General features: G+C 46.9%; 12 protein-coding genes. 3 read left to right on the top strand and 9 right to left on the bottom strand.

Annotated features, from left to right (window positions below; genetic code table 11):
- Nucleotides 1–12: 12 nt before the first annotated feature.
- The 3 genes from OH455_RS19230 to OH455_RS19220 form a co-directional block, all read right to left on the bottom strand.
- Complete coding sequence (locus OH455_RS19230) at nt 13–498, bottom strand: hypothetical protein (RefSeq protein WP_045976849.1); 486 nt, start codon at nt 496–498, stop codon at nt 13–15.
- A complete protein-coding gene (tssI, locus tag OH455_RS19225; protein WP_269982477.1) occupies nt 498–2,576 on the bottom strand; it encodes a type VI secretion system Vgr family protein in 2,079 nt (692 codons plus the stop codon). Before tssI ends, OH455_RS19230 begins: the two co-directional genes overlap by 1 nt.
- A gap of 71 nt (nt 2,577–2,647) precedes the next feature.
- The gene (locus OH455_RS19220) at nt 2,648–3,166 is read right to left on the bottom strand and encodes an Hcp family type VI secretion system effector (protein ID WP_006961152.1); all 519 of its coding nucleotides are present in this window, start codon (nt 3,164–3,166) and stop codon (nt 2,648–2,650) included.
- Nucleotides 3,167–3,615: 449 nt separating this feature from the next.
- Between OH455_RS19220 and tssH the strand changes: the two genes are divergently transcribed.
- On the top strand, nt 3,616–6,288 hold the full coding sequence (gene tssH, locus OH455_RS19215; RefSeq protein WP_269982476.1) for a type VI secretion system ATPase TssH: 2,673 nt from the start codon (nt 3,616–3,618) through the stop codon (nt 6,286–6,288).
- Nucleotides 6,275–7,975 carry a sigma-54-dependent Fis family transcriptional regulator gene (locus OH455_RS19210; protein WP_269982475.1) on the top strand — a complete coding sequence of 567 codons (1,701 nt, stop codon included), beginning with the start codon at nt 6,275–6,277 and terminating at the stop codon, nt 7,973–7,975. Before tssH ends, OH455_RS19210 begins: the two co-directional genes overlap by 14 nt.
- 267 nt (nt 7,976–8,242) lie before the next feature.
- On the opposite strand, the gene OH455_RS19205 is transcribed toward OH455_RS19210, so the two are convergent.
- The 5 genes from OH455_RS19205 to OH455_RS19185 form a co-directional block, all read right to left on the bottom strand.
- A complete protein-coding gene (locus OH455_RS19205) occupies nt 8,243–9,667 on the bottom strand; it encodes a hypothetical protein (protein WP_269982474.1) in 1,425 nt (474 codons plus the stop codon).
- Nucleotides 9,664–10,626 carry a hypothetical protein gene (locus OH455_RS19200; RefSeq protein WP_269982473.1) on the bottom strand — a complete coding sequence of 321 codons (963 nt, stop codon included), beginning with the start codon at nt 10,624–10,626 and terminating at the stop codon, nt 9,664–9,666. The genes OH455_RS19205 and OH455_RS19200 overlap by 4 nt, the downstream gene beginning before the upstream one ends.
- Before the next feature lie 87 nt (nt 10,627–10,713).
- On the bottom strand, nt 10,714–15,477 hold the full coding sequence (locus OH455_RS19195) for an OmpA family protein (RefSeq protein ID WP_269982472.1): 4,764 nt from the start codon (nt 15,475–15,477) through the stop codon (nt 10,714–10,716).
- Nucleotides 15,464–16,735 carry a hypothetical protein gene (locus tag OH455_RS19190; protein ID WP_269982471.1) on the bottom strand — a complete coding sequence of 424 codons (1,272 nt, stop codon included), beginning with the start codon at nt 16,733–16,735 and terminating at the stop codon, nt 15,464–15,466. Before OH455_RS19190 ends, OH455_RS19195 begins: the two co-directional genes overlap by 14 nt.
- A 23-nt stretch (nt 16,736–16,758) precedes the next feature.
- Nucleotides 16,759–18,414, bottom strand: a complete 1,656-nt coding sequence (locus tag OH455_RS19185; RefSeq protein WP_269982470.1) for a hypothetical protein — start codon at nt 18,412–18,414, stop codon at nt 16,759–16,761.
- Nucleotides 18,415–18,658: 244 nt separating this feature from the next.
- On the opposite strand from OH455_RS19185, the gene OH455_RS19180 reads away from it, so the two are divergent.
- Complete coding sequence (locus tag OH455_RS19180) at nt 18,659–18,790, top strand: hypothetical protein (protein ID WP_269982469.1); 132 nt, start codon at nt 18,659–18,661, stop codon at nt 18,788–18,790.
- Here the strand turns inward: OH455_RS19180 and OH455_RS19175 are convergent.
- Entirely contained in the window at nt 18,767–19,978 is a 1,212-nt protein-coding gene (locus OH455_RS19175) for a hypothetical protein (RefSeq protein WP_269982497.1), read from the bottom strand. The two genes, OH455_RS19180 and OH455_RS19175, sit on opposite strands and share 24 nt — an antisense overlap.
- Between the last annotated feature and the right edge of the window lie 4 nt (nt 19,979–19,982).

Here is a 19,982-nt window from a genome sequence, read left to right as displayed (position 1 = left end):
CTGCGTAAGTGGTTAGTTGATGGCAACCGTACCGCCCTGAATTTTCTGCGCTTTTTCTGCTTGCGAAGTCACATACTTCGCTTCAGTCGTCACTCGCCCATCTCTGCCGCTGTAGCGAGTTTGGGTATCACCACTTTTTAGCGTCAGTTCTTGATTGGTTTCTATTGTCATCTTCTCCGCGCGAAGAATGATCTCTTGATCCTCGCTCAGCATAGAGAAGAACACATCCGTCACTATGGGTAAGCTGATATCTTGGTTAACGAACTCAATACGACAATGAAGCTTGTTATCCATAGCAAACTTAAGTTCTGATCGAGTAAAGCCTCGGCCTAGCTTTGCAGAAAGAGGCTGACCAAATGGGTTTCCTTCAAAATCGACTCTGACGCTATCTTTCGCTTCATTCACGCCGACTATCGTGCCAAAACGGGAAAAGCAAGCCGATTTCTCGGCTTGCTGCGTTTCTTGTTCAAACTGTTGTTGGTGTATTTGTTGTTTCATTAGTTAATCGCTACATTGCCACCTTTAATCACAACTTTGTCGCTGCCTTCAACCGTAATCGAAGAACCAGTCAGCTTGATACTTCCATCGCTATTCATCACTAAGGAAGAGCCGCCGGTCTTAAGGACAATTTTGTCACCACTGACCACCTGAGTTGCAGCATCGGCTTTATACGATGTGTTGCCTTTTACTGAAACAGTGAGGTCGCCACCGACCGTTTGGTTATCGTCTTTACCAATGTCAGCAGAGCGCGAAGCACCAACGACCAGGTTGCTGTTCTCACCGACGTCTAGATCGTCGTTTTTGCCAATCTTAGTCGAGCGGTTATCGCCAATCTCAAGTGTTGAGTTGTTCTTAACAGACTGTGTTTCATTAGCGTTATAAGTAACGGTCACATCCTGTTCAACGGTTTCAGTAAAAGTGCTGTTCACCTGAGTGGTTTTGTGACCATCGATCGTTTCTTTATGGTCGCCATGAACTTCGTTAGTCTGGTTGCGGCCCACTTCAAGGAACTCATCCTGACCAATATCGCGGTAACGGTTGTTGAGTACCTTAGTCGCCATGTCTTTTTGAGCATGGAAGTAAATCTCTTCCTGATTCGCTTCATCCTCAAAACTCATCTCGTTATAGCCAGTGCCCTTGTGCGTTTGGGTACGGAATGTGGTACGAGTTTTGTTCTCTGGCAATGAATACGGAGGATAGTGCAGACCATGGTAAACAGCGCCTGTAACCAGCGGACGGTCTGGGTCGCCTTCAAGGAAGGTGACCACGACTTCATGGCCAATACGCGGCAGGTACACTGCCCCCCAAGACGGCGCTGCCATCGATTGGCTGACACGAATCCAACAACTTGAATTTTCGTCATTGTTGCCGTATCGATCCCAGTGGAACTGAACTTTAATTCGTCCAAGTTCATCGGTATAAATCTCTTCGCCAGCAGGCCCGACCACAACCGCAGTGTGAGGCCCCTCAACTACAGGTGGAGACGGTTTTTTTGCTTTAAAAATCACATCACGTGGGATGCAAATAAAACTGTTATCGTAATGCGTCGGCAGACCACTGTTTTCATCTTCATGAACTTGGGGATCATGACCATTGTGGTTGATAGATAGCATGGTGTAGTCACGATTGACCGCACTGCGTGGATGCTCACTAATATTGAAACTATAACCCGGCACCACGCGCATAATGTTCGACACCGCGGCGATCTGATTATTATCGACCTGATGCTCAGCGATCCATTCTGATGCACGCACCTGCCCCATCACTGGGTCGACGTAACGACCTGGATAGTCGAACAATTTAAGATCCTGATCTAGAGTGCCGTCACTCGACATTTGTTGTGGGATCTTTGGCTGTTCATAGTTGTAATCGGTGTAAGTCGTGCTGCCGGTTCTCACTCGGTTGATGGCCGTCAAATCGACAATATGTTCCCGATCAGCAACACCACCCGCATCTGAATGATAAACCAACGGGCCTAAGTAAGAGGCGTTAAGCGGAGTACTGAGCAATTCTGGAATGGCATCGTTGCTATCGACGATCACTAAGGTGTGATTGCTTTCAGTATGCTCGTAGTAGTACCACATACCATGTTCAGCCAGTATTCGGTGCACGAATACACTGTCGGTTTCACGATACTGAAGAACGTATTCTTTTTGTGGATACACACCAGACAATTCAAGACGATAGTCAGTAACAGACGCGTCGTCCAAGACTTGAGAAATGATATCTGGAGCCGCTAGATTTTGGAAAATGCGACAATCTTGGCGTTGGGTCAAGAACCAGCTTTGTGGCACCAGAATAATCTGGTAACGAGAGAATCTCCGGCCTGTGCCAAGGAATCGAACCTCATTGACCACACCGTGGAAAAAACGAGCAGAACCCACACCTTGACCAAACAGAGTCAGCAGTGCAGGCTTGCGGATAAGTTCTTCAAATGTAATATCAGCATCAAGTGAAAGTAATGAGAGGCTGACTTGAAAGTCTTTAGACAGTTCTTCATTCACTTGAAAACTTTCAACACGAAATTCATGCTCACTGCCTTGAACTTCAAACTTAAATTCTACGTCTATTGTCATACCTTTTACCTGATACAAATAATGAGATCAGGGCCAACATAAGTTGGCCCTTAGCGTTTGGTAAGACAAGCTTACGCTTCGCGTGGAGCACGCCAGTCGTCGTTACCGCCTTTACCCATAACTTCGTGAGTTACTTCGATTGCGCGGTAAGTGAAGCTAAGTACTTCTTCAGTTACACGATCAGAAGTTGCAGCATCTTGACAGTGAGCCATGCGAGTTTGCATATCAACTAGAAGAGCATCAATCAGTTTGATTGTGTAGTAGTGCTCTTGCTTACCTTGTACAGAAGTACGGTAGAATTTGATGTTACACTCAGGCAGTTTCTCACCAGAAACTAGTGCGTTAAATAGAAGCGGTGAACAGCAGTCTTGTGCTTTAGTCACAATTACTGGTTTGTGAACGCGTTGACCTGTTGGCTGACCGCTTTGTGGATCACGTGGAATAGTTAGTACGTGATCAAGTTCTTGAACTAGGAACTCATCAACGTGAGCTTCTTGCCAAGAGTTACCAACTGAGTCAGCTGAGTAAGCATCTTTTGTGATATCGCCTTGAGTTTCACCTGTGATAGACATATATGCAGGAGTTGGCATCTTGTATTCCTTCTAATTTATTTAAATTTACCAAATCGCTTAACCGCGACGCTATTAACCTAATACAAAGAGCGTGCCAACTTTACAACCTATATAAATCAATAACTTAAAGTGTTTATCTTATTATTAGATAACCTTATCAATTCAATAAATTGGAAAATTTCACAACTTCTTGTGTTCAGCAAACAATTTATTGTTACTTATCCATTTTGATAAAACAACGATAGGCAATCGAGTAAAAAAAGCGTTATTAACGGGCATTTAAGACAGAATAACTAACACAATAATCATAGTGACTATTACATATATCAAATTTGGTTTTGATCTAATCAATATCGCCTGAAAAACAACCATAAAATAGTGGTTAAAATAGTCTATCAAAAAAAACTATTTTTAATATTTAGTATAATCGAGCCAATTTTAAACAAACCATAAGCTCGATAAAGACAATGATAAATATTAATCTCTCTTCATTAATACAACGTCTGCACCCTATCGCAAAAGTCGCGCTAGAAGACGCCGCCGCTCTGGCTGTATCAGAAAAGGCTAACGAAGTTCGAATTGAACACTTACTGTTAAGCTTACTTGAAAGACCAAACAGTGATTTCGACGTTCTACTCGCACACTTTGACTGTTCGGAAAACATTCTACGTCAATCTATTCGTTCTACTTTAGATACAAGCCCAACAGGTAATGGTGGCAAACCTGTATTTTCTGCTTTGTTGATCGAATGGCTACAAGAAAGCTGGCTAGTGTCTTCTTTAGACTTATCACAAACGCAGATCCGCTCAGGTGCGCTACTACTGACTCTTGTCAGCAACCCACTCCGTTACGGCCAGCATAGCTACTCTGACCTTCTCGACAATATCAGTGCGGACAGCTTGAAGCGTAATTTTGGCGAACTGACTAGCCATTCACTTGAAGCACAAGTGGCAACATCTGAAAAGACACAAGCTCGTGAAGAAGGTTCAGCGCTCAGCAAGTTCACCACCGACTTTACTGGCAAGGCACGTAAAGGCGAGATCGATCCAGTATTCTGCCGCGATCAAGAGATCCGCCAAATCGTTGATATTCTTGCGCGTCGTCGTAAAAACAACCCTATCGCTGTCGGCGAACCTGGTGTCGGTAAAACCGCCGTGGTTGAAGGTCTGGCACTAAAAATCGTACAAGGTGAAGTGCCTGATAACCTTAAAGGGGTAGAACTTTATGGTTTAGATATGGGCCTACTTCAAGCGGGCGCGAGCGTCAAAGGCGAATTCGAAAAGCGCCTCAATGCAGTACTCGACGAAGTGAAAAACTCACCAACGCCTATCATCCTCTTTATTGATGAAGCCCACACGCTTGTCGGTGGTGGTAACCAAGCTGGCGGTAGCGATGCCGCCAACCTACTCAAACCAGCCCTAGCCCGTGGCGAAGTAAAAACCATTGCCGCGACAACTTGGTCTGAGTATAAGAAGTACTTCGAGAAAGACCCTGCACTAGCGCGACGTTTCCAACTGGTTAAACTCGATGAGCCATCTCCACAGCAAGCGGCGCTTATCATCCGTGGTCTACGACCAGCGTACGAAAAGTCCCACAACGTTTACGTACGTGACGACGCCATTACTGCAGCGGCAGCGCTTTCCGCGCGTTACATCTCTGGCCGTCAACTACCGGACAAAGCCATCGACGTTCTAGATACCGCCTGTGCACGGGTTAACATTAGCTTAAATGCGGTACCAGCGTCGGTTGAATCCTTACAACAAGAACTGGCCGCGCAAACTCGTGAGCTAGAAGCCTTGGAACGTGACCAACTGCAGCAAACGGGTGACAAACACAGCCTAGCGTCTATCCCAGATCTCAAAGTGGCGATGGAGAAAACCCAAGCTGAGCTCGACATCCAAGAAGCCCAGTGGAAGAGCGAGAAAGAGCAAATCGAACAGATGATCGCGTTGCGTACTCGTCTTCATGAACTGGTTTCTGGAGAAGAAATTGAAGTTGCACAAGCGGATGAAGAAGGCGAAGAAACAGAAGCTTCCCCGTATGCAGAAATGGACGAAGAAGAAGTGCGTATCGCCATTGCCGCCTGTCAGGAGCAACTAGATGCGATTCGTGGTGGTAACCCGCTGGTGCATTTCGAAGTTGGCCCAGATGAAGTAAGCCACGTGATCTCTGACTGGACTGGCATCCCTATGGGTAAAATGCTTCAGGATGAAGCCGAAACCACGCTGAAGCTAAAAGACAGCCTCACCAACAATATCAAAGGCCAAGAGTACGCCATCGATGCCTTAGCAGAAGGCATTCAAACTGCCAAAGCTGGACTCGGTAACCCAGATGCACCAACAGGCGTATTCTTACTTGTCGGCCCAAGCGGCGTCGGTAAAACCGAAACTGCGCGTGCAATTGCCGATCAACTGTTCGGTGGTGAGCGCTTTATGACCACCATCAACATGTCTGAATTCCAAGAAAAACATACGGTATCGCGCCTAATCGGTTCACCTCCGGGTTACGTCGGTTACGGCGAAGGCGGCATGCTGACCGAAGCGGTGCGTCAACGTCCATACTCTGTTGTCCTGTTAGATGAAGTAGAAAAAGCGGATCCAGAAGTACTGAACCTTTTCTATCAAGTATTCGATAAAGGCACACTCAACGACGGTGAAGGTCGCACTATCGACTTTAAAAACACCTTAATCATCATGACCAGTAACCTTGCGACTCATGAGATTGAATCACTCGTTCAGCAATCGAAGGACATCAACGCTGGCGTGATTGCCGAGGCAATTCGTCCAACGCTAAACCAGCACTTCAAGCCAGCGTTATTGGCGCGTATGTCAGTGCTGCCGTTTGTTCCTCTGTCTGACGAAGCCATGACTGACATCATCCACCACAAGTTGGGCAAAGTGTCAGAGCGTCTGCAAAGCCACCATAAACTGTCGTTGAACTACGAAGACACCTTAGTGGAATTCGTACTTGGCAATTGTCGCTTGGCAGAAACGGGAGCACGTAACATTGATGCGGTGATTAACCGTCAGTTACTTCCTCAGCTATCCACACAGCTGCTCGTGCACGACAGGGATGAGTCGCACAGTCAGATCACTGTATCTGTCGATGAGCAAGGAACGCTATCTTATGCGTTCAGCTAATCAGAACGATCTGAGTAATGCGTTACTAGCGATCAGCCAGTCTCTGGCTGATCGCACTCAGCTGGCGCAAACTTTGGACGCGGTGCTCACAGCAGCGCGTCAGATGACGTTTTCTAAACACGGCATCATCTACGTTCTTGATCAAACGGGACAGGCACTCATACCGAGTATTGTGCATCACAATGAACAAGCTCTCGTTTCTCACCCATGGCAGCCGCTATCGTTTAACCAAACCAGCCAAACCGACCCATTCAACTACGCCATCCAAAATGGCGAAGTGGTGTTGATCAACGAGCTGTATCAGTACAACGGTTACGATTGTGAGGCCGTGTATGAGACAGAGTTAGCGCTCGGCATCAAAAGCAGCAACCTCCTTGCTTGGCCCTTGGTCGATGACAGCGGTAAAACCATAGGTTTGTTGGCGCTGTTCGATTTGAGCGTCATCGACAACGAATCGGCACTCACTGCGTTTTGTAATATGGCGGCTAACAGCATTCGACAAGCCGTTTGGCTCGAAGAATATGGCCATATGATCAAAAGCCTGAGCGCCGATAACGCTGCATTAGTGCGCGAGAATGAGCATCTTAAAAAACGCAAACAGAGCCATTACAAAGGCCCGATTGCGGAAAGTGAACAGATGCTAGAAGTACTGCGTCGGTTAGACAAGGTGCTGGCATTGCCGGTAGACGTACTGCTACGCGGTGAAACCGGTGCGGGTAAAGAGGTGATCGCCAAGTACATTCACGACAACTCCAACCGAGCTGACCAACCGCTAATCGTTCAGAACTGTGCTGCCATTCCGGAACAACTGCTCGAATCAGAGCTGTTTGGGCATAAAAAAGGCTCATTTACCGGTGCAGACAAAGACAAAGTAGGTTTGTTTGAAGCCGCTCATGGAGGCACCTTATTCCTTGATGAGATTGGCGACATGCCATTGTTGCTGCAAGCTAAGCTATTGCGTGTTTTGCAGGAACGCAAAGTGCGTCCGGTAGGTGCCAGCAAGGAAGTGGAAGTCGATGTACGCGTCGTAGCCGCTACCCATTGCCATTTGATGGATAAAATCAAAAATGGCGAATTCCGTGCCGACTTGTTCTATCGCCTCAATGTCTTCCCTATCAACCTTCCTCCTTTGAGAGAGCGTGAAGCCGACATTTTACCGCTGGCGGAACACTTCGTAAAACAGAGTGCCGCCAACTTGGGCCTAGCTCAAGCGCCCGGTTTAAGTGCAAACGTACAGCTGCAACTTCAGCAATACCCTTACCCGGGTAACGTTCGTGAGCTAAAGAACATCGTTGAACGGGCTTTGTTACTCTCAGATTTCGAAACCATCAATCAGGTTGAATTTGGAGAAGCGGCAGCACTCGCCAATCTCCCTCAACCGACACCACAGGCGCCAGAGGTCTCCCCTCAACCCGTCTTGGAACGCGAGCCGCAACCAGCCGATCAGCAAGAGCCAGCATCGACAGATTCGCCCCAGCCAGAGCAATCACAGACCACACTGGAAGCAGAACATATGGACTATTCCAAAGGTCTCAAAGAAGCGGTCAGCGAGTATGAGAAAACCGTCATTATTGACTGTCTCAACTCATCAAACTGGCAAATTAAACGTGCCGCCGAGCAGCTTTCGCTGCCAATCAGTACATTAAGCCACAAGATGAAAAAGTACGATATTTCTACCGCAGGTTAACCACTTCTCCGCCGCTCAACATAAAAACCGCCATCTCTGGCGGTTTTTTTACACCATTTACTCAACTGTCCCCCTTGCTCTCTGGTGTTGGTCGTTGCGCCTAAAAATCGGCTTCACTATTGGCGGGGGTTATGGCAGCAAATAAGGAAAACTAGCGCAGAAAAACGCCAACCGTCAGATAGAATAGCCAAATAGACAAAAACACCAGCGCTAACGACATTTTACCTAGCCTTTTTCCATAGGTAGATATCATAAATAGTTTTCCCATTAGCCACGGCGATTCTCCTTTGTTGACTGACAATTAACAGCAATAAAGTGACTGCCATGCCTTTCTATCTGGCATAGGCTTTTGCAGCCATAAATATCCATATCGCTCCATTTACCCTCGTGTTTGGTTTGCCATAACTGCTCACACTTGTCTAATTGCTCTTGGTAATTGAGGTCAAACGCGGTTTGATATTGGCCGTAAGTAGGTAAAGCGGGCAGCTGTTGCACTAGGTTATAGTGGTTAAAGTCCGAGCTGATAGTTGGTGGAACATACAGTGAAAAACCGTAGATTTTATCGCGCGGGTTAGGCAACTTATAAAAGTAACGCAGTGTATCTATTGGCGATGACTCATCTGGCTGACGCTGACGACCAAATCTAGGTGTGACATCTTCGTGACCGCTCAACACCCCAAGCTGAAGCGGGTAGCGAGTATTATCGGCCAGTAAAGCAGATTGACTTAAGTCATTCGCATTATAGCCACGATAGCCATCAGCGGTATTGCAGCTAAAGGCGCCGCCATCTTCACGCCAATAAATATAATCTTCACGAATGCACTCTTGAGGATAAAAACTCTCTTTTTGGTAGTGTTGCCAATCGCCAACGTTATAACTTAAATAGGTCGGCTTAGCGTTTACCTGTAGGGAGGACTTGTTATAACTAGTCTTGATATTAACCACTAGCTGAGTGCCATTATTTACCAAGCGTACCCGTTTTATCTTATCTTTCGCATGGTCATTGCCATCAAACCAGGCTTTTCTTAACTCTGGGGTATCTGGGTTAGGCACAGCAAGTGGTAAAGGGCTTATCGTCATTGCCGCAGTATCTATTTCATACGCTGTAACCAGCTCGGAAACATAGGCTTTACTACTATCAGGTAACCAGCCACCAAAGTTACAATCGCCGCCAAAACGTTCGATTTGACGGGTTTTTAAATCCGCTAAAACGCAACCTTTTTGCTGGGAAAATAGCCCTGTATTAAAAAACACATAACGGCCATTGGGTGAGCGCTGTGGGCGCAGATTCTTTGTAAAGCTTATCGAACCTTTGACTTCGTCAGCGGTTAACAGCGTTTGCAAGTTAGTCCCATCGAGGTTCATGGTATATAGGCCAGCTTGCTTTCTATTTTCTTGCTCATAAATTTGCGTCATTAGCTGCGGTTTATCGCTCGGTTTGTCCCACTCGGCTAGCGGTGCAGTTCTTGGGTCAGCGACCGCTAAAACCCAATCAGTCAAAGCTGATGATTCTTCAGGAAAAGAATCCATATATGAAACGACCGTTTTTAAAGCCGCATCGTATCTTGCTTGTTTTGCTTGTTCTTCGGCTCTGGCTTCTAACCACTGGTTAATCTGTGGCCGATAAGCGAGACCGACACCCAGCGCCACCGCCACTAGGGCCGAGACACTGAGAATGATTTTTTTGTTCATTTTGATAGTCCTAATTCTTTTTGCCACAGCGACATATAGCTTTTGAGGTTCTCCACTGCGGCTTGATCTTCGGCACTCACTTCAGGCCGCGGTTCCAGCGCCGGAGCGGGACTAGCTGATTGAGACCATGCCAGTATTTGCTCGAAGGTTAGGTCACTAAAAACCAATTCAGAATGGTGGGTGTGCCCTGACGAGGAAATTTGCAAAGTAAACTTGCCCTTAGGTGGGAAGCCGCCCAATATCGCCGTCGCAAAATGGGGGTTGTCTTCGCTGTATTCTAATGGCTCACTCAGTACCCAATCACTTTCACTGTCAGACAGTACGGCATAGTGGGTAATGGCGGTATCAAAATCCATTAGCCCAGTCTCGACGGAAAGTTTAAAACCACTATTTTTACCATCGACATAGGCAATCACGGTATTACTCTTGTCGAAGCTGCGCACTAGCAGTTGTTGATCACTCAGCCATGGCATATCGTCTTCACCAACCGCATGGACTTTGGCGCTATCAACGTCTGAGGTGTTGTCCTGCGCAGAAAACGCCTGCGCTGAGCTGTAACTCGCGAGCTCATCAAGGGGGGTGCTGGATTTGTCGAGCAATGCAGGATCAGATTCTAATGCCTCTATCTGATTGAAGCGCTTCGGTTTAGGCGAAAATAATACTTTGACGCCATTTTCCCCTTGTTGCACTTCGCCTAGAAGCTTGTAAGGCACCCAAAAATGCGGCAGCGGAAACCCTTCCGCTTCACGATGAATCGCTTTCGGCTGCTTTTTCGCCTGTTCCTGTTTATACAAGGCGCGGTAATACTCGACGTCGATATCCTGATAGTAGCCTTTGTCGGTGATTACCAATTCACTATTGGCGGGTGTTATGGCAGCAAACGAGGAAAACTGGCGCAGAAAAACGCCAACCGTCAGATAGAATAGCCAAATAGACAAAAACACCAGCGCTAACGACATTTTACCTAGCCTTTCACCATAGTGAGAATCAGACAGCACAGCAGGCTGTTAGTGTAAAAAAAACCGCCATTTCTGGCGGTTTTGTTACTAATCGAGCTCGTTATACAACCAATCTCTCAACATGCTCTTACGTTCATCAGAAAGTGACAGATCTTCAGCTTTCACGTAACTCAATAACTCAGGCGAGGCTTTGATCCAGTTATTGAGTTTGGAAGATTTGTGTTTAATCTGTTTATCTTTTGACGACTTGATGTTCTCATCGAAATCATCCGTCGTGGACGCAGTGTAGGCTCTTACATTATCAAAATCTTGCTTGTCCATTTCATACCATTGCGGCTTGAAAGGAATATTGTCACTGTCTTCATTTACGCCAACAACAGACACTTCTTGTGAGGACGCACTTAAGCCTAGGCCGTCTTTACCTTCCATCTCCACCCAAATACATGGCTTCTCATCATCGTTAGCAACAAACGGACGCATACCCGGAGTTTTGTTACCCGTTGCATTGACGTATTCGAGCGATACTTCCATTGCGTAGAGATCCGTATCGACTGGCTTAGCCTCCCAGTCAGTAAAACTGCTTTCGGTTATCGCCAGATCCTTAATAAGGCTTACGGCATGTTTTTTAATATGCTGCGACAATCGCACAAAGTTCTCTGTCACTGGCTTAGTCACAAAGCTGACTTGTCTGTTTTCAGCATCAAAAGTCAGTGTACCCAGTGGATGCAAGCTACCAGATAGAGACACTTTATAATCCCCTTCAGTATCATTCGCTCTCAACCATGTGTCGACGACGATACTTTCTGTGTCAAAACCACCATTTTTAAGCAGCGTTTGCGCGTTCTTCACAGACTTGGTACTCACCAACATCAAGAGCTTCGTCGCTTGGGTTGAAAGATCTCTTACTGGCCTTTGCTTTGTCCAGCCCAACTCTTCCATTGGTTTAGTATGGCTCTCACCCGGTATGAGTGATTGCACATTGGTATCGTGGACGTAGAGCCCCAGTTTAGAGTCTTCAAATAGCTCAGGGTATTGACGTTTTTTCTCTTCCGTTCTGGTTAAGAAGGTTTTCTCGTATAGGAACTCATGCTCTTTTGACATCGCGAGCTCAAACATTGAAGAATTGTCTGCCGAGATTTCCGCTCTCTTACCATTGTTGTCGGTGTAGTAAAGACGTCTTGTAAACGTTAAGCCCTTTTCGGTATCAGAGTTATTGGGTACCCCAACTTCCAGCAAGTATCGCATAATGTAAGAAGCGCGTTCTTGTTTATTCGCCGCACCAAAGACCGACTCCCAATCCTTACTGCCGTAATCGTCAGACATAGGCTTGATACCATTGATGACATTGATACCCAAGTAATAAGTCGGTGTAATACAAACACCAAATAGTGGGCTATCATCTGCAAGTAAGCCTTTCTCAGAGAGATGATTCCGTTCCAGCTCGTGCAATGAGTCGGGAGACAATTGACGAACATATTCCGTTGTATATGCGCCAACATCATCAATAAATCGGTTCTTCCTAACTGGCCTTACACCGATTGGTACCAAACTTAAAGTACCTTCCTGTTTAAATTTCGCTAGATTCTTATCCTTCATGTCGAGAACTACCAGCACTCTGACAGGGTCAAGTGGCGACACTTGTTCGCCAGCGTTAACGATCATCTCCAGCGACTTCCACACCCCATCTTTCTGGATAGAAACAAAGTGAGTAGTATAAATATCCTCACCTAATTTGCCCAACGCTGGGGTTTTAATAAGCTTTCTAATTTGGCTTAACGATGGGTCAGACAGCGTATGAATCGGACAGTATTTTTGATAACTCTGAGAGTGTTCAAGTGCCCTTTCACCTAACTCAGATTGCTTTGCTTTGTAAACAAAATAGCTTGTCGAGGCAAGAAAACTTTTGATGCTGTTATCCGCACTGTCAACGTCATCCTTTGTTTCCAACCAAGCCTCATCTAAATGAAACGAAGGCAACCATGTACCACCGATATCCCAGTCATCACTGAGAAGATAGGTTCGAATATAACCTAAGATATCAAGCTGTTGGGACTTACTAGAGGTATTGGCGTAAGCGGTACTTACCGTATCACTGCCAGCGATAACTTTACTTGCCTCTTCCGGGTTTGAGGCTTCCAAGAGCAGTAAACGTACCAAACCATTAAGCGCAATGGCGCGTTTAATGTACGCCTTACTCAATACACTCAACTCATTAAAAGCGACATCATCTTTCAGCAATAATGCCTGGCCGATAACGTCTAATTCTGAATACTGCTTTTGCGCTTCCTTGTATTTGATGATGTCCTCATTGAGGATCTGTTCTACCCCTTGGTAAGCAGAAAGGAGCACGCCGCCTCCCCAATAAAAAGTGTATGCGATAGCAGCAGACGGCCCCAAAACAGGAGCGGCTAAACCAAGCGCGATATCAAAGGCTTGACCGGCGAAGTTCCACACTTCATCTTGTACTTTCATTTCTGCCGACACGGACACCTGACGACTTTTCTCTAGGCCCAGTAACCAGCTGCGACAAGGAGGATAATCAAAGGCAGAATTGAGGAAAAAGCGCATTTCTGCACGTCTGCTGGCACGACGCTGGCTCTTGTCGTTATTCGGGGCAACCCCGCGGCCAACCACCAGTAAACGGGGTTCCCATTTTGCTGCATCCGTCGCTAAACGGCTTAAAATAGCCGATTTGAGGGCTGAGGCTCGCTTTTCAGACAGCACCAAGTTGTATTCCAGCGTACCAACATCACACGTAAAGCCGTTAATTTCGAGCACCATTTCAGACGTCGTGTTGCGCAGATAATCAGCTACTTTACTCACTAATTGCGTGTCCGATGGCGATAATCGGTCTTCAGCACTATCAAACTCAAACAACAGGGTTAAGTAACTCGCCTCACCGGGTTTGGCGGCTTGTTTTTGAGCAATTGGCTTACCATTAAGCAGCACTTTATGCTGGTTGGCACGGTCAGAAAAGGCATTCAAAAGGGCTTTTTTATGCTCTTCTTCAGCTTCGAGCAACCGTTGCTGTTCCGATTCTTCACTTAAGGCAATCGTTGAAACGACAGATTGTGTCTTCTGGCTGTACTCGATTGACTTGCTATTGTAGGCAGCAAACGCCTTTTGCGCGTCTTGGACACCGTTATAGACACTGAGCCCTGATGAAACAAACTCAGCGTAACCAAAGGGTTTGTCTAAGCTAACCTCAATCACTTTTGCGAAAGGCTTTAACGGTGTCAGTATCTTGTCATCTACCTTGTGCCAAAAATGCTCCAAAGCTGGCGGAATAGTAAACGCGTCAGGTATGTTTGAGGCGATCACCCCACTCCAGTTAAGTTTCTGGACAATACTCGTGACCATCGGAACCCGCTCTTGCGTTGGCGCTGACAGTCCTCCGGCAAAGTCTAAGAAATCTCGCGCGCTGGCATCAATACCCACCGCCAGCTTGATGACTTCCCCCAAGTTACCCGCCTGAATATCATTCAGACCAGCACTAAAGGCTTTATGCACCGTGGTCATACTGAATGGGTCCATCACCCCAGAGGCCGACGCCTCTAGCAAGCCTTTATAGGTACCAAGGGTATTCAGAATATCCAGTGAAGGTTGGCTAACGGAGTCAACCTTGTTGTCACCGGTGTGGGGCTGATTTTTGCTCCAATCGACCCAGTCGCTAAACAGGCTTGGTGCATGTTGAAACAATGCCTCTTCAACACAGATAGGGTCGCCGGAGACCAGTACACTGCGCCCAGCAATCGAGAATATTGGCAGGTGCAATACTTGCTCAGATATCGAGTATTGGTTATTGGGAATACGTAATTTACTAACGGAGTCTAATGCTCTGCTCGCCGATTGCTTGTCACTCCCCCAATAATCTTTAATACTGTCTAAGTTGATATCAAAGCGTATTAGCTGTTTAATCTGCTCATCAGAGTCGAGATGCCCGCCTATGATCCAAAACGTCGCGACATATTGAGTCACTTGTTCGGCTTGAGCCGCGTCATCGGTTTGATTGGCAATATCAAAGTAGGTAACTGGCCGCACACGGCTGGTGATCCTATCTTTAATATCGTCGGCGTCACCTGTGATGATTAAATTTTCCGGCTGGCCTGATAGCGTCACTTGCGCGCCTTCAAAATACTCCGCGGAGAAAAACAAGTTGATTGTCCACACTTGCGGAATACGCAAATAGTGAAAGTCATGTTTGTAGTCGCCACTATAGAGCTGCTGGTAAAGAGTGCTATAGGCGCCAGCGTTAAGCCCGAGTTCCTGTTCGGCCTTTTCCGCAGTTTGAATAAAAAATGCAGCCAAATCAGGGTCTAAAAAACGCCGCAGCGGCTTTTCGCTGTCAATATCTCTAGTGATCACCTCGTTTGAAACGGTAGAAATTTCGATCTCATTCGGCGCCCCACTTGCTAAGCGCGCATCCTGAATATTTTTTGCATACGAGACCAGCTTAGTTGTCCAGTCTTGCTCTTGCGACATCACCGCAGCTGGGATTAAGTAAGGTGGAATAAAAACCGGTTTCAGCGTGGTCGTATTAGGCAAGACCGTTAACGGTGAAGAGGAAAGAGAATACGACTCCCCTTTCTGTTGCTTGCCTATACCAAGTTGCTCAACGGAACGAATTTCACTGTTCCAGCTTTGCAGCCGCCCGGCCGAATCACTAAAGTACAGCGGGGCGCTGTTAGTACTGCTACTCTCATCCGCCACTTCGGCGGCAACCCGCTCTGGTAATGCAAAGGTAAAACCGGGTAATGGGTAGAGGCCGTTACCGTCAATCACCTTTCCATCCGGCCCAACCAATTGCCCCATCAAGTAGAGAGCTTTATTTTCGATTTTAGCGATCGCCATGATTACGCTCCTGTAAAACCAACTTGGCTTTTTCGAGATCGTCATAAGTCGGTAATGGGTACAAAGATTCACTCCAACTATCACTGTCTTTATGTTCAATCACATAGCGGCTAAAGCCAAAGCCAAACGCCGACATTTCTGCTTGCTCACCATCGTGCAAAGCACGGTGGAAATAGACCATCTCTTTGGTCGGACTGTTTTCACTTGGCTGTGCTAACACGCGTGAAATTCTTCTCTGCCTCAGCTCAGTCAACCAGATATCACCGCCGTTTAGCGCCAGTAAGGTCGCGTTTGCTGGGTGTTGGCCGACCTGTTGGGAGGGTCTGCCGACACGAAAGACTTTGCCCTCGCCAGCACCCGAGCAGTAAAAGCCATCGGAAAACTTGCTGCCCCTGAGGTGGCAATAGTAGGCATTGGGGCTAAAATCGCCGCGGTCAACCAATTGCAGTGTTTTAGCATCAATCACCAAGGTATTGCCGCAATTAGGTACACCATGGTCGCCAAAGGTTGCAATATAATCCTCAGACTCGCCGCAATAAAAATTGCCCCCCGCCATATCACGGTCAAAACTTAGATAGATCATTTGCTCTGACTGGCTCATATACGCGCTGCCAAACAGCGCAGCTCGTCTTGCTAATGGGCCGTTTACTTCATTAAATTTAAGCACCGCTTTGGTGGCTAATTTCACCAGCAGTAGTTCCTCTCCTTTTTTAACCACTACCTGAGTACTGTCGATATCCCACATGCTGTGATGGATATCTCTGCCAACCTTACCCAGCTTGGTGATTTCGCCATTGGCGAGGTCATACAAGACACTACCGCCTTTTTGTGGAATCACCAGATAACGTCCATTGGGCGAGCGCGACATATATTTACTAAAATCTATATTGCCCCGACGCGGCGGTGGTGGCAGAACCCCATCAGGGATCAATAATTGAGGGTTGGTGCCATCAATACTCAGCGCCCAATAGCTGACCTTGGTTTCATCTTCTGGGTTAGTTATGGTAAATAGAATCTGGGGCAGCGTGAGCTGCTCGGTATTCCAGTCGGCCACTGTGGGGTTATCTGGAATATCAAAATCATAAAGGTAGTGCCAACGTACTCCGCCAGCATATCGAGTTTTATTTCGATATTCTAACTGGTCAGCAAGCAGCTCTATGCGAGCTTGTTCGGCAAAATAGGGCTTAGTGACCAAATAACTGACGCCAGCGACCAGCGCTGTGGCGACACCAAGCCCAAGTAAGAGTTTCTTGTTCATTTGTGTTTCACTTTATTATTCAGTTAAAACGACCAATCCATAAATAACGACTCAAAGCGCTGCTTATCTTCGCGGCTTAACGGCTTGGGCATCTGATCCGGTGTAGGGCTTAGCTCAGGTTCAGCAAAGCCTTGTGGTTGTGCAAACAAATCTTGATAAGCCACTTGATCAAACAAGATATGTCGGCTGTCGGGGTCTTGGTCGCAAACCAGTGAAATGGTAAAGACACCTTCTGGGGACAAGCCGCTTAACAGGGCTTGCTGCCAGTTATGATCCGGGCCATGAAACAGTTCCAGTTCAAACGCATCTTTATAGTCACTGTTATGGTCGACAATATAGAGCGTGTTCAGCGCTGTGGTACCGGAAGTTCCAACGTCAACTCTAAACATCAACCCATCGTTTTTACCATCGACATAGGCAATCACGGTATTGCTCTTGTCGAAGCTGCGCACTAGCAGTTGTTGATCACTCAGCCATGGCATATCGTCTTCACCAACCGCATGGACTTTGGCGCTATCAACGTCTGAGGTGTTGTCCTGCGCAGAAAACGCCTGCGCTGAGCTGTAACTCGCGAGCTCATCAAGGGGGGTGCTGGATTTGTCGAGCAATGCAGGATCAGATTCTAATGCCTCTATCTGATTGAAGCGCTTCGGTTTAGGCGAAAATAATACTTTGACGCCATTTTCCCCTTGTTGCACTTCGCCTAGAAGCTTGTAAGGCACCCAAAAATGCGGCAGCGGAAACCCTTCCGCTTCACGATGAATCGCTTTCGGCTGCTTTTTCGCCTGTTCCTGTTTATACAAGGCGCGGTAATACTCGACGTCGATATCCTGATAGTAGCCTTTGTCGGTGATTGCCATTTCACGCCACAACTTACCTTTCCAGAACACGTAAAGGTAACCGCCACGTAATTCAGACGCTTTGTCTTTATTTTTGCTGCCATCGAGATAAGCCAGCGGCCGGACTGGCACTAAGACGTTATCCCACTCTGGTTTATCGACGCTACCATCTACAGGCTCGACATTTTTGGCCAGTAACAGCTTAAGCGGCATAGGTAAGCCACTCATAGGTATCGACAAATACAGGTTGCGAGGCTCATCTTCGAGATCTTTAAACACCGACACGCTGCGATGACTTTTACTGCTGTCTTTCTGCGGAGTGGCGGTGGTTTCAGACTGACACTCGGTCTTCGTCAACAGAAGGCGGGCAGCGTGAGACCGCCACTGGCCAGCAAACTCGACCACTATCTTTTTGTCTGGAGAAGGCTCAACCGGTGTATAACTGATGTTTGGTGCCAAATAGACGTCGTCTCTTACGGCATCGTAGTTGGCTTTAAGGAATTTCTTCGCTGGCTGGGCGGCCAACCGCTCAACCCGCTTTTTGAGTAAAGGGTAACGGATCAGGTCCGCTTCTGAGAGCGGGTATTGCCGCCTAAAAGTAGATAGCGCCAACCAATCACCTCGTTCGAGGGACTGTTTAATGCTCGACAGTAAGCTGTAGTTGTTTTTTTTCGCCGAATCAGGAATAGAATCAGATAAAGGTTTAGGTAGCGCTGTGAGCAAATCCTTAGGATTGTGCGCACGCGAAAGCTGCCCGATACATTCATCTGGCGAGAGTAAGTAGTCTAGCATTTCCCGAGAAGCCGTGTTCCCTGGGACAAATTTGCAAACTAATAACATTTGAGTTCTCCACAACCATCATTAATGTGTTTTGATTGCGGTAACGGATAAACCCGGAGGTTTACTTAACGATTTGGTAATCCACATCCTAATCACTTGGCAAGACAATAGCAACCAAGAAAAAGAAAAAAGTCATATAGAACAGTGAAATAGGCAATATCACTAGCAATATAGTTATTTTAACCAGGCCATTAATGATCTATTAGGTGGCAAAAGCGCCTCAGCAAAACAAAACGGGGGGTTAATGGTGCCACTCACCGCCAGCGAAATGGTTGCCGGTGCTATAGGCCCATGGCGAGGTGTTACCCTCAGTTGTGTTACTCCGCAAGGCGATGGCAACGCAACCGCTGTGTTAGCGCTGGTTGCGTTGCTGTAATACGGCTTTAGCTTTTTCAAGGTCATCATAAGTCGGCAATGGGTACAAAGATTCACTCCAACTATCGCTGTCTTTATGTTCAATCACATAGCGGCTAAAGCCAAAGCCAAACGCCGACATTTCTGCTCGCTCACCATCATGCAAACCACGAAATGTATAGAGCATCTCTTTGGTCGGGCTGTTTTCGCTTAGCTGCTCTAAAACACGTGAAATATTCCTCTGTTTCATCGAAGTCATCCAGATATCACTGCCGTTTAACGCCAGTAAGGTCGCGTTTGCTAGGTGTTGGCCAGCTTGCTGGGAGGGCCTGCCAACACGATACACTTGCCCCTGCCCATGACCCGAGCAGTAAAATCCATCGGAGAATTTACTGCCCCTAAGATAGCAGTCAAAAGCACTTGGGCTGAAATCGCCGCGATCGATCAATTGCAGTGTTTTAGCATCAATCACCAAGGTATTGCCACAATTAGGTACACCATGGTCGCCAAAGGTTGCAATATAATCCTCAGATTCGCCACAATAAAAATTGCCCCCCGCCATATCACGGTCAAAACTTAGATAGATCATTTGCTCTGACTGGCTCATATACGCTTTGCTAAAAGACGCTGCTCGCTGTGCCATTGGCCCATTTACTTCATCAAACTTAAGCACAGCTTTGGTGTCCAATTTCACCAGCAGTAGCTCCTCTCCTTTTTTAACCACTACCTGAGTACTGTCGATATCCCACATGCTGTGATGGATATCTCTGCCAACCTTACCCAGCTTGGTGATTTCGCCATTGGCGAGGTCATATAAGACGCTACCGCCTTTTTGTGGAATCACCAGATAACGCCCGTTGGGTGAACGCGACATATATTTACTGTAATCAGTGGTACTTCTGAATGGTGGTGGTGGCAGGACCCCATCAGGGATCAATAATTGAGGGTTGGTGCCATCAATACTCAGCGCCCAATAGCTGACCTTGGTTTCATCTTCTGGGTTAGTGATGGTAAACAACACCTGTGGTAATTTGAGCTGCTCGGTACTCCAATCGGCCACTGTGGGGTTATCTGGAATATCGAAATCATAACGGTGGAGCCAACTATCGGTCTTACCTCTATTGGTTACCAACCATTCCGCTAAGCCCTCTATGCGAGCTTGTTCGGCAAAATAGGGCTTAGTGGCGAAATAACCGACGCCAGCGATCAGCGCG

It is taken from the genome of Vibrio sp. T11.5, assembly GCF_027587155.1.
In the GTDB taxonomy this organism is placed as follows: Bacteria; Pseudomonadota; Gammaproteobacteria; order Enterobacterales; family Vibrionaceae; genus Vibrio; species Vibrio neptunius.
The sequence above is the reverse complement of the archived record's forward strand: the minus strand, read 5'-3'. Positions and strand labels throughout refer to the sequence as shown.

Bases quoted from the DNA above. Each gene is read 5' to 3' on its own strand.
- OH455_RS19230 (WP_045976849.1), bottom strand. From the start codon at position 498: ATGAAACAACAAATACACCAACAACAGTTTGAACAAGAAACGCAGCAA.
- tssI (WP_269982477.1), bottom strand. From the start codon at position 2,576: ATGACAATAGACGTAGAATTTAAGTTTGAAGTTCAAGGCAGTGAGCAT.
- OH455_RS19220 (WP_006961152.1), bottom strand. From the start codon at position 3,166: ATGCCAACTCCTGCATATATGTCTATCACAGGTGAAACTCAAGGCGAT.
- tssH (WP_269982476.1), top strand. From the start codon at position 3,616: ATGATAAATATTAATCTCTCTTCATTAATACAACGTCTGCACCCTATC.
- OH455_RS19210 (WP_269982475.1), top strand. From the start codon at position 6,275: ATGCGTTCAGCTAATCAGAACGATCTGAGTAATGCGTTACTAGCGATC.
- OH455_RS19205 (WP_269982474.1), bottom strand. From the start codon at position 9,667: ATGAACAAAAAAATCATTCTCAGTGTCTCGGCCCTAGTGGCGGTGGCG.
- OH455_RS19200 (WP_269982473.1), bottom strand. From the start codon at position 10,626: ATGTCGTTAGCGCTGGTGTTTTTGTCTATTTGGCTATTCTATCTGACG.
- OH455_RS19195 (WP_269982472.1), bottom strand. From the start codon at position 15,477: ATGGCGATCGCTAAAATCGAAAATAAAGCTCTCTACTTGATGGGGCAA.
- OH455_RS19190 (WP_269982471.1), bottom strand. From the start codon at position 16,735: ATGAACAAGAAACTCTTACTTGGGCTTGGTGTCGCCACAGCGCTGGTC.
- OH455_RS19185 (WP_269982470.1), bottom strand. From the start codon at position 18,414: ATGTTATTAGTTTGCAAATTTGTCCCAGGGAACACGGCTTCTCGGGAA.
- OH455_RS19180 (WP_269982469.1), top strand. From the start codon at position 18,659: ATGGTGCCACTCACCGCCAGCGAAATGGTTGCCGGTGCTATAGGCCCA.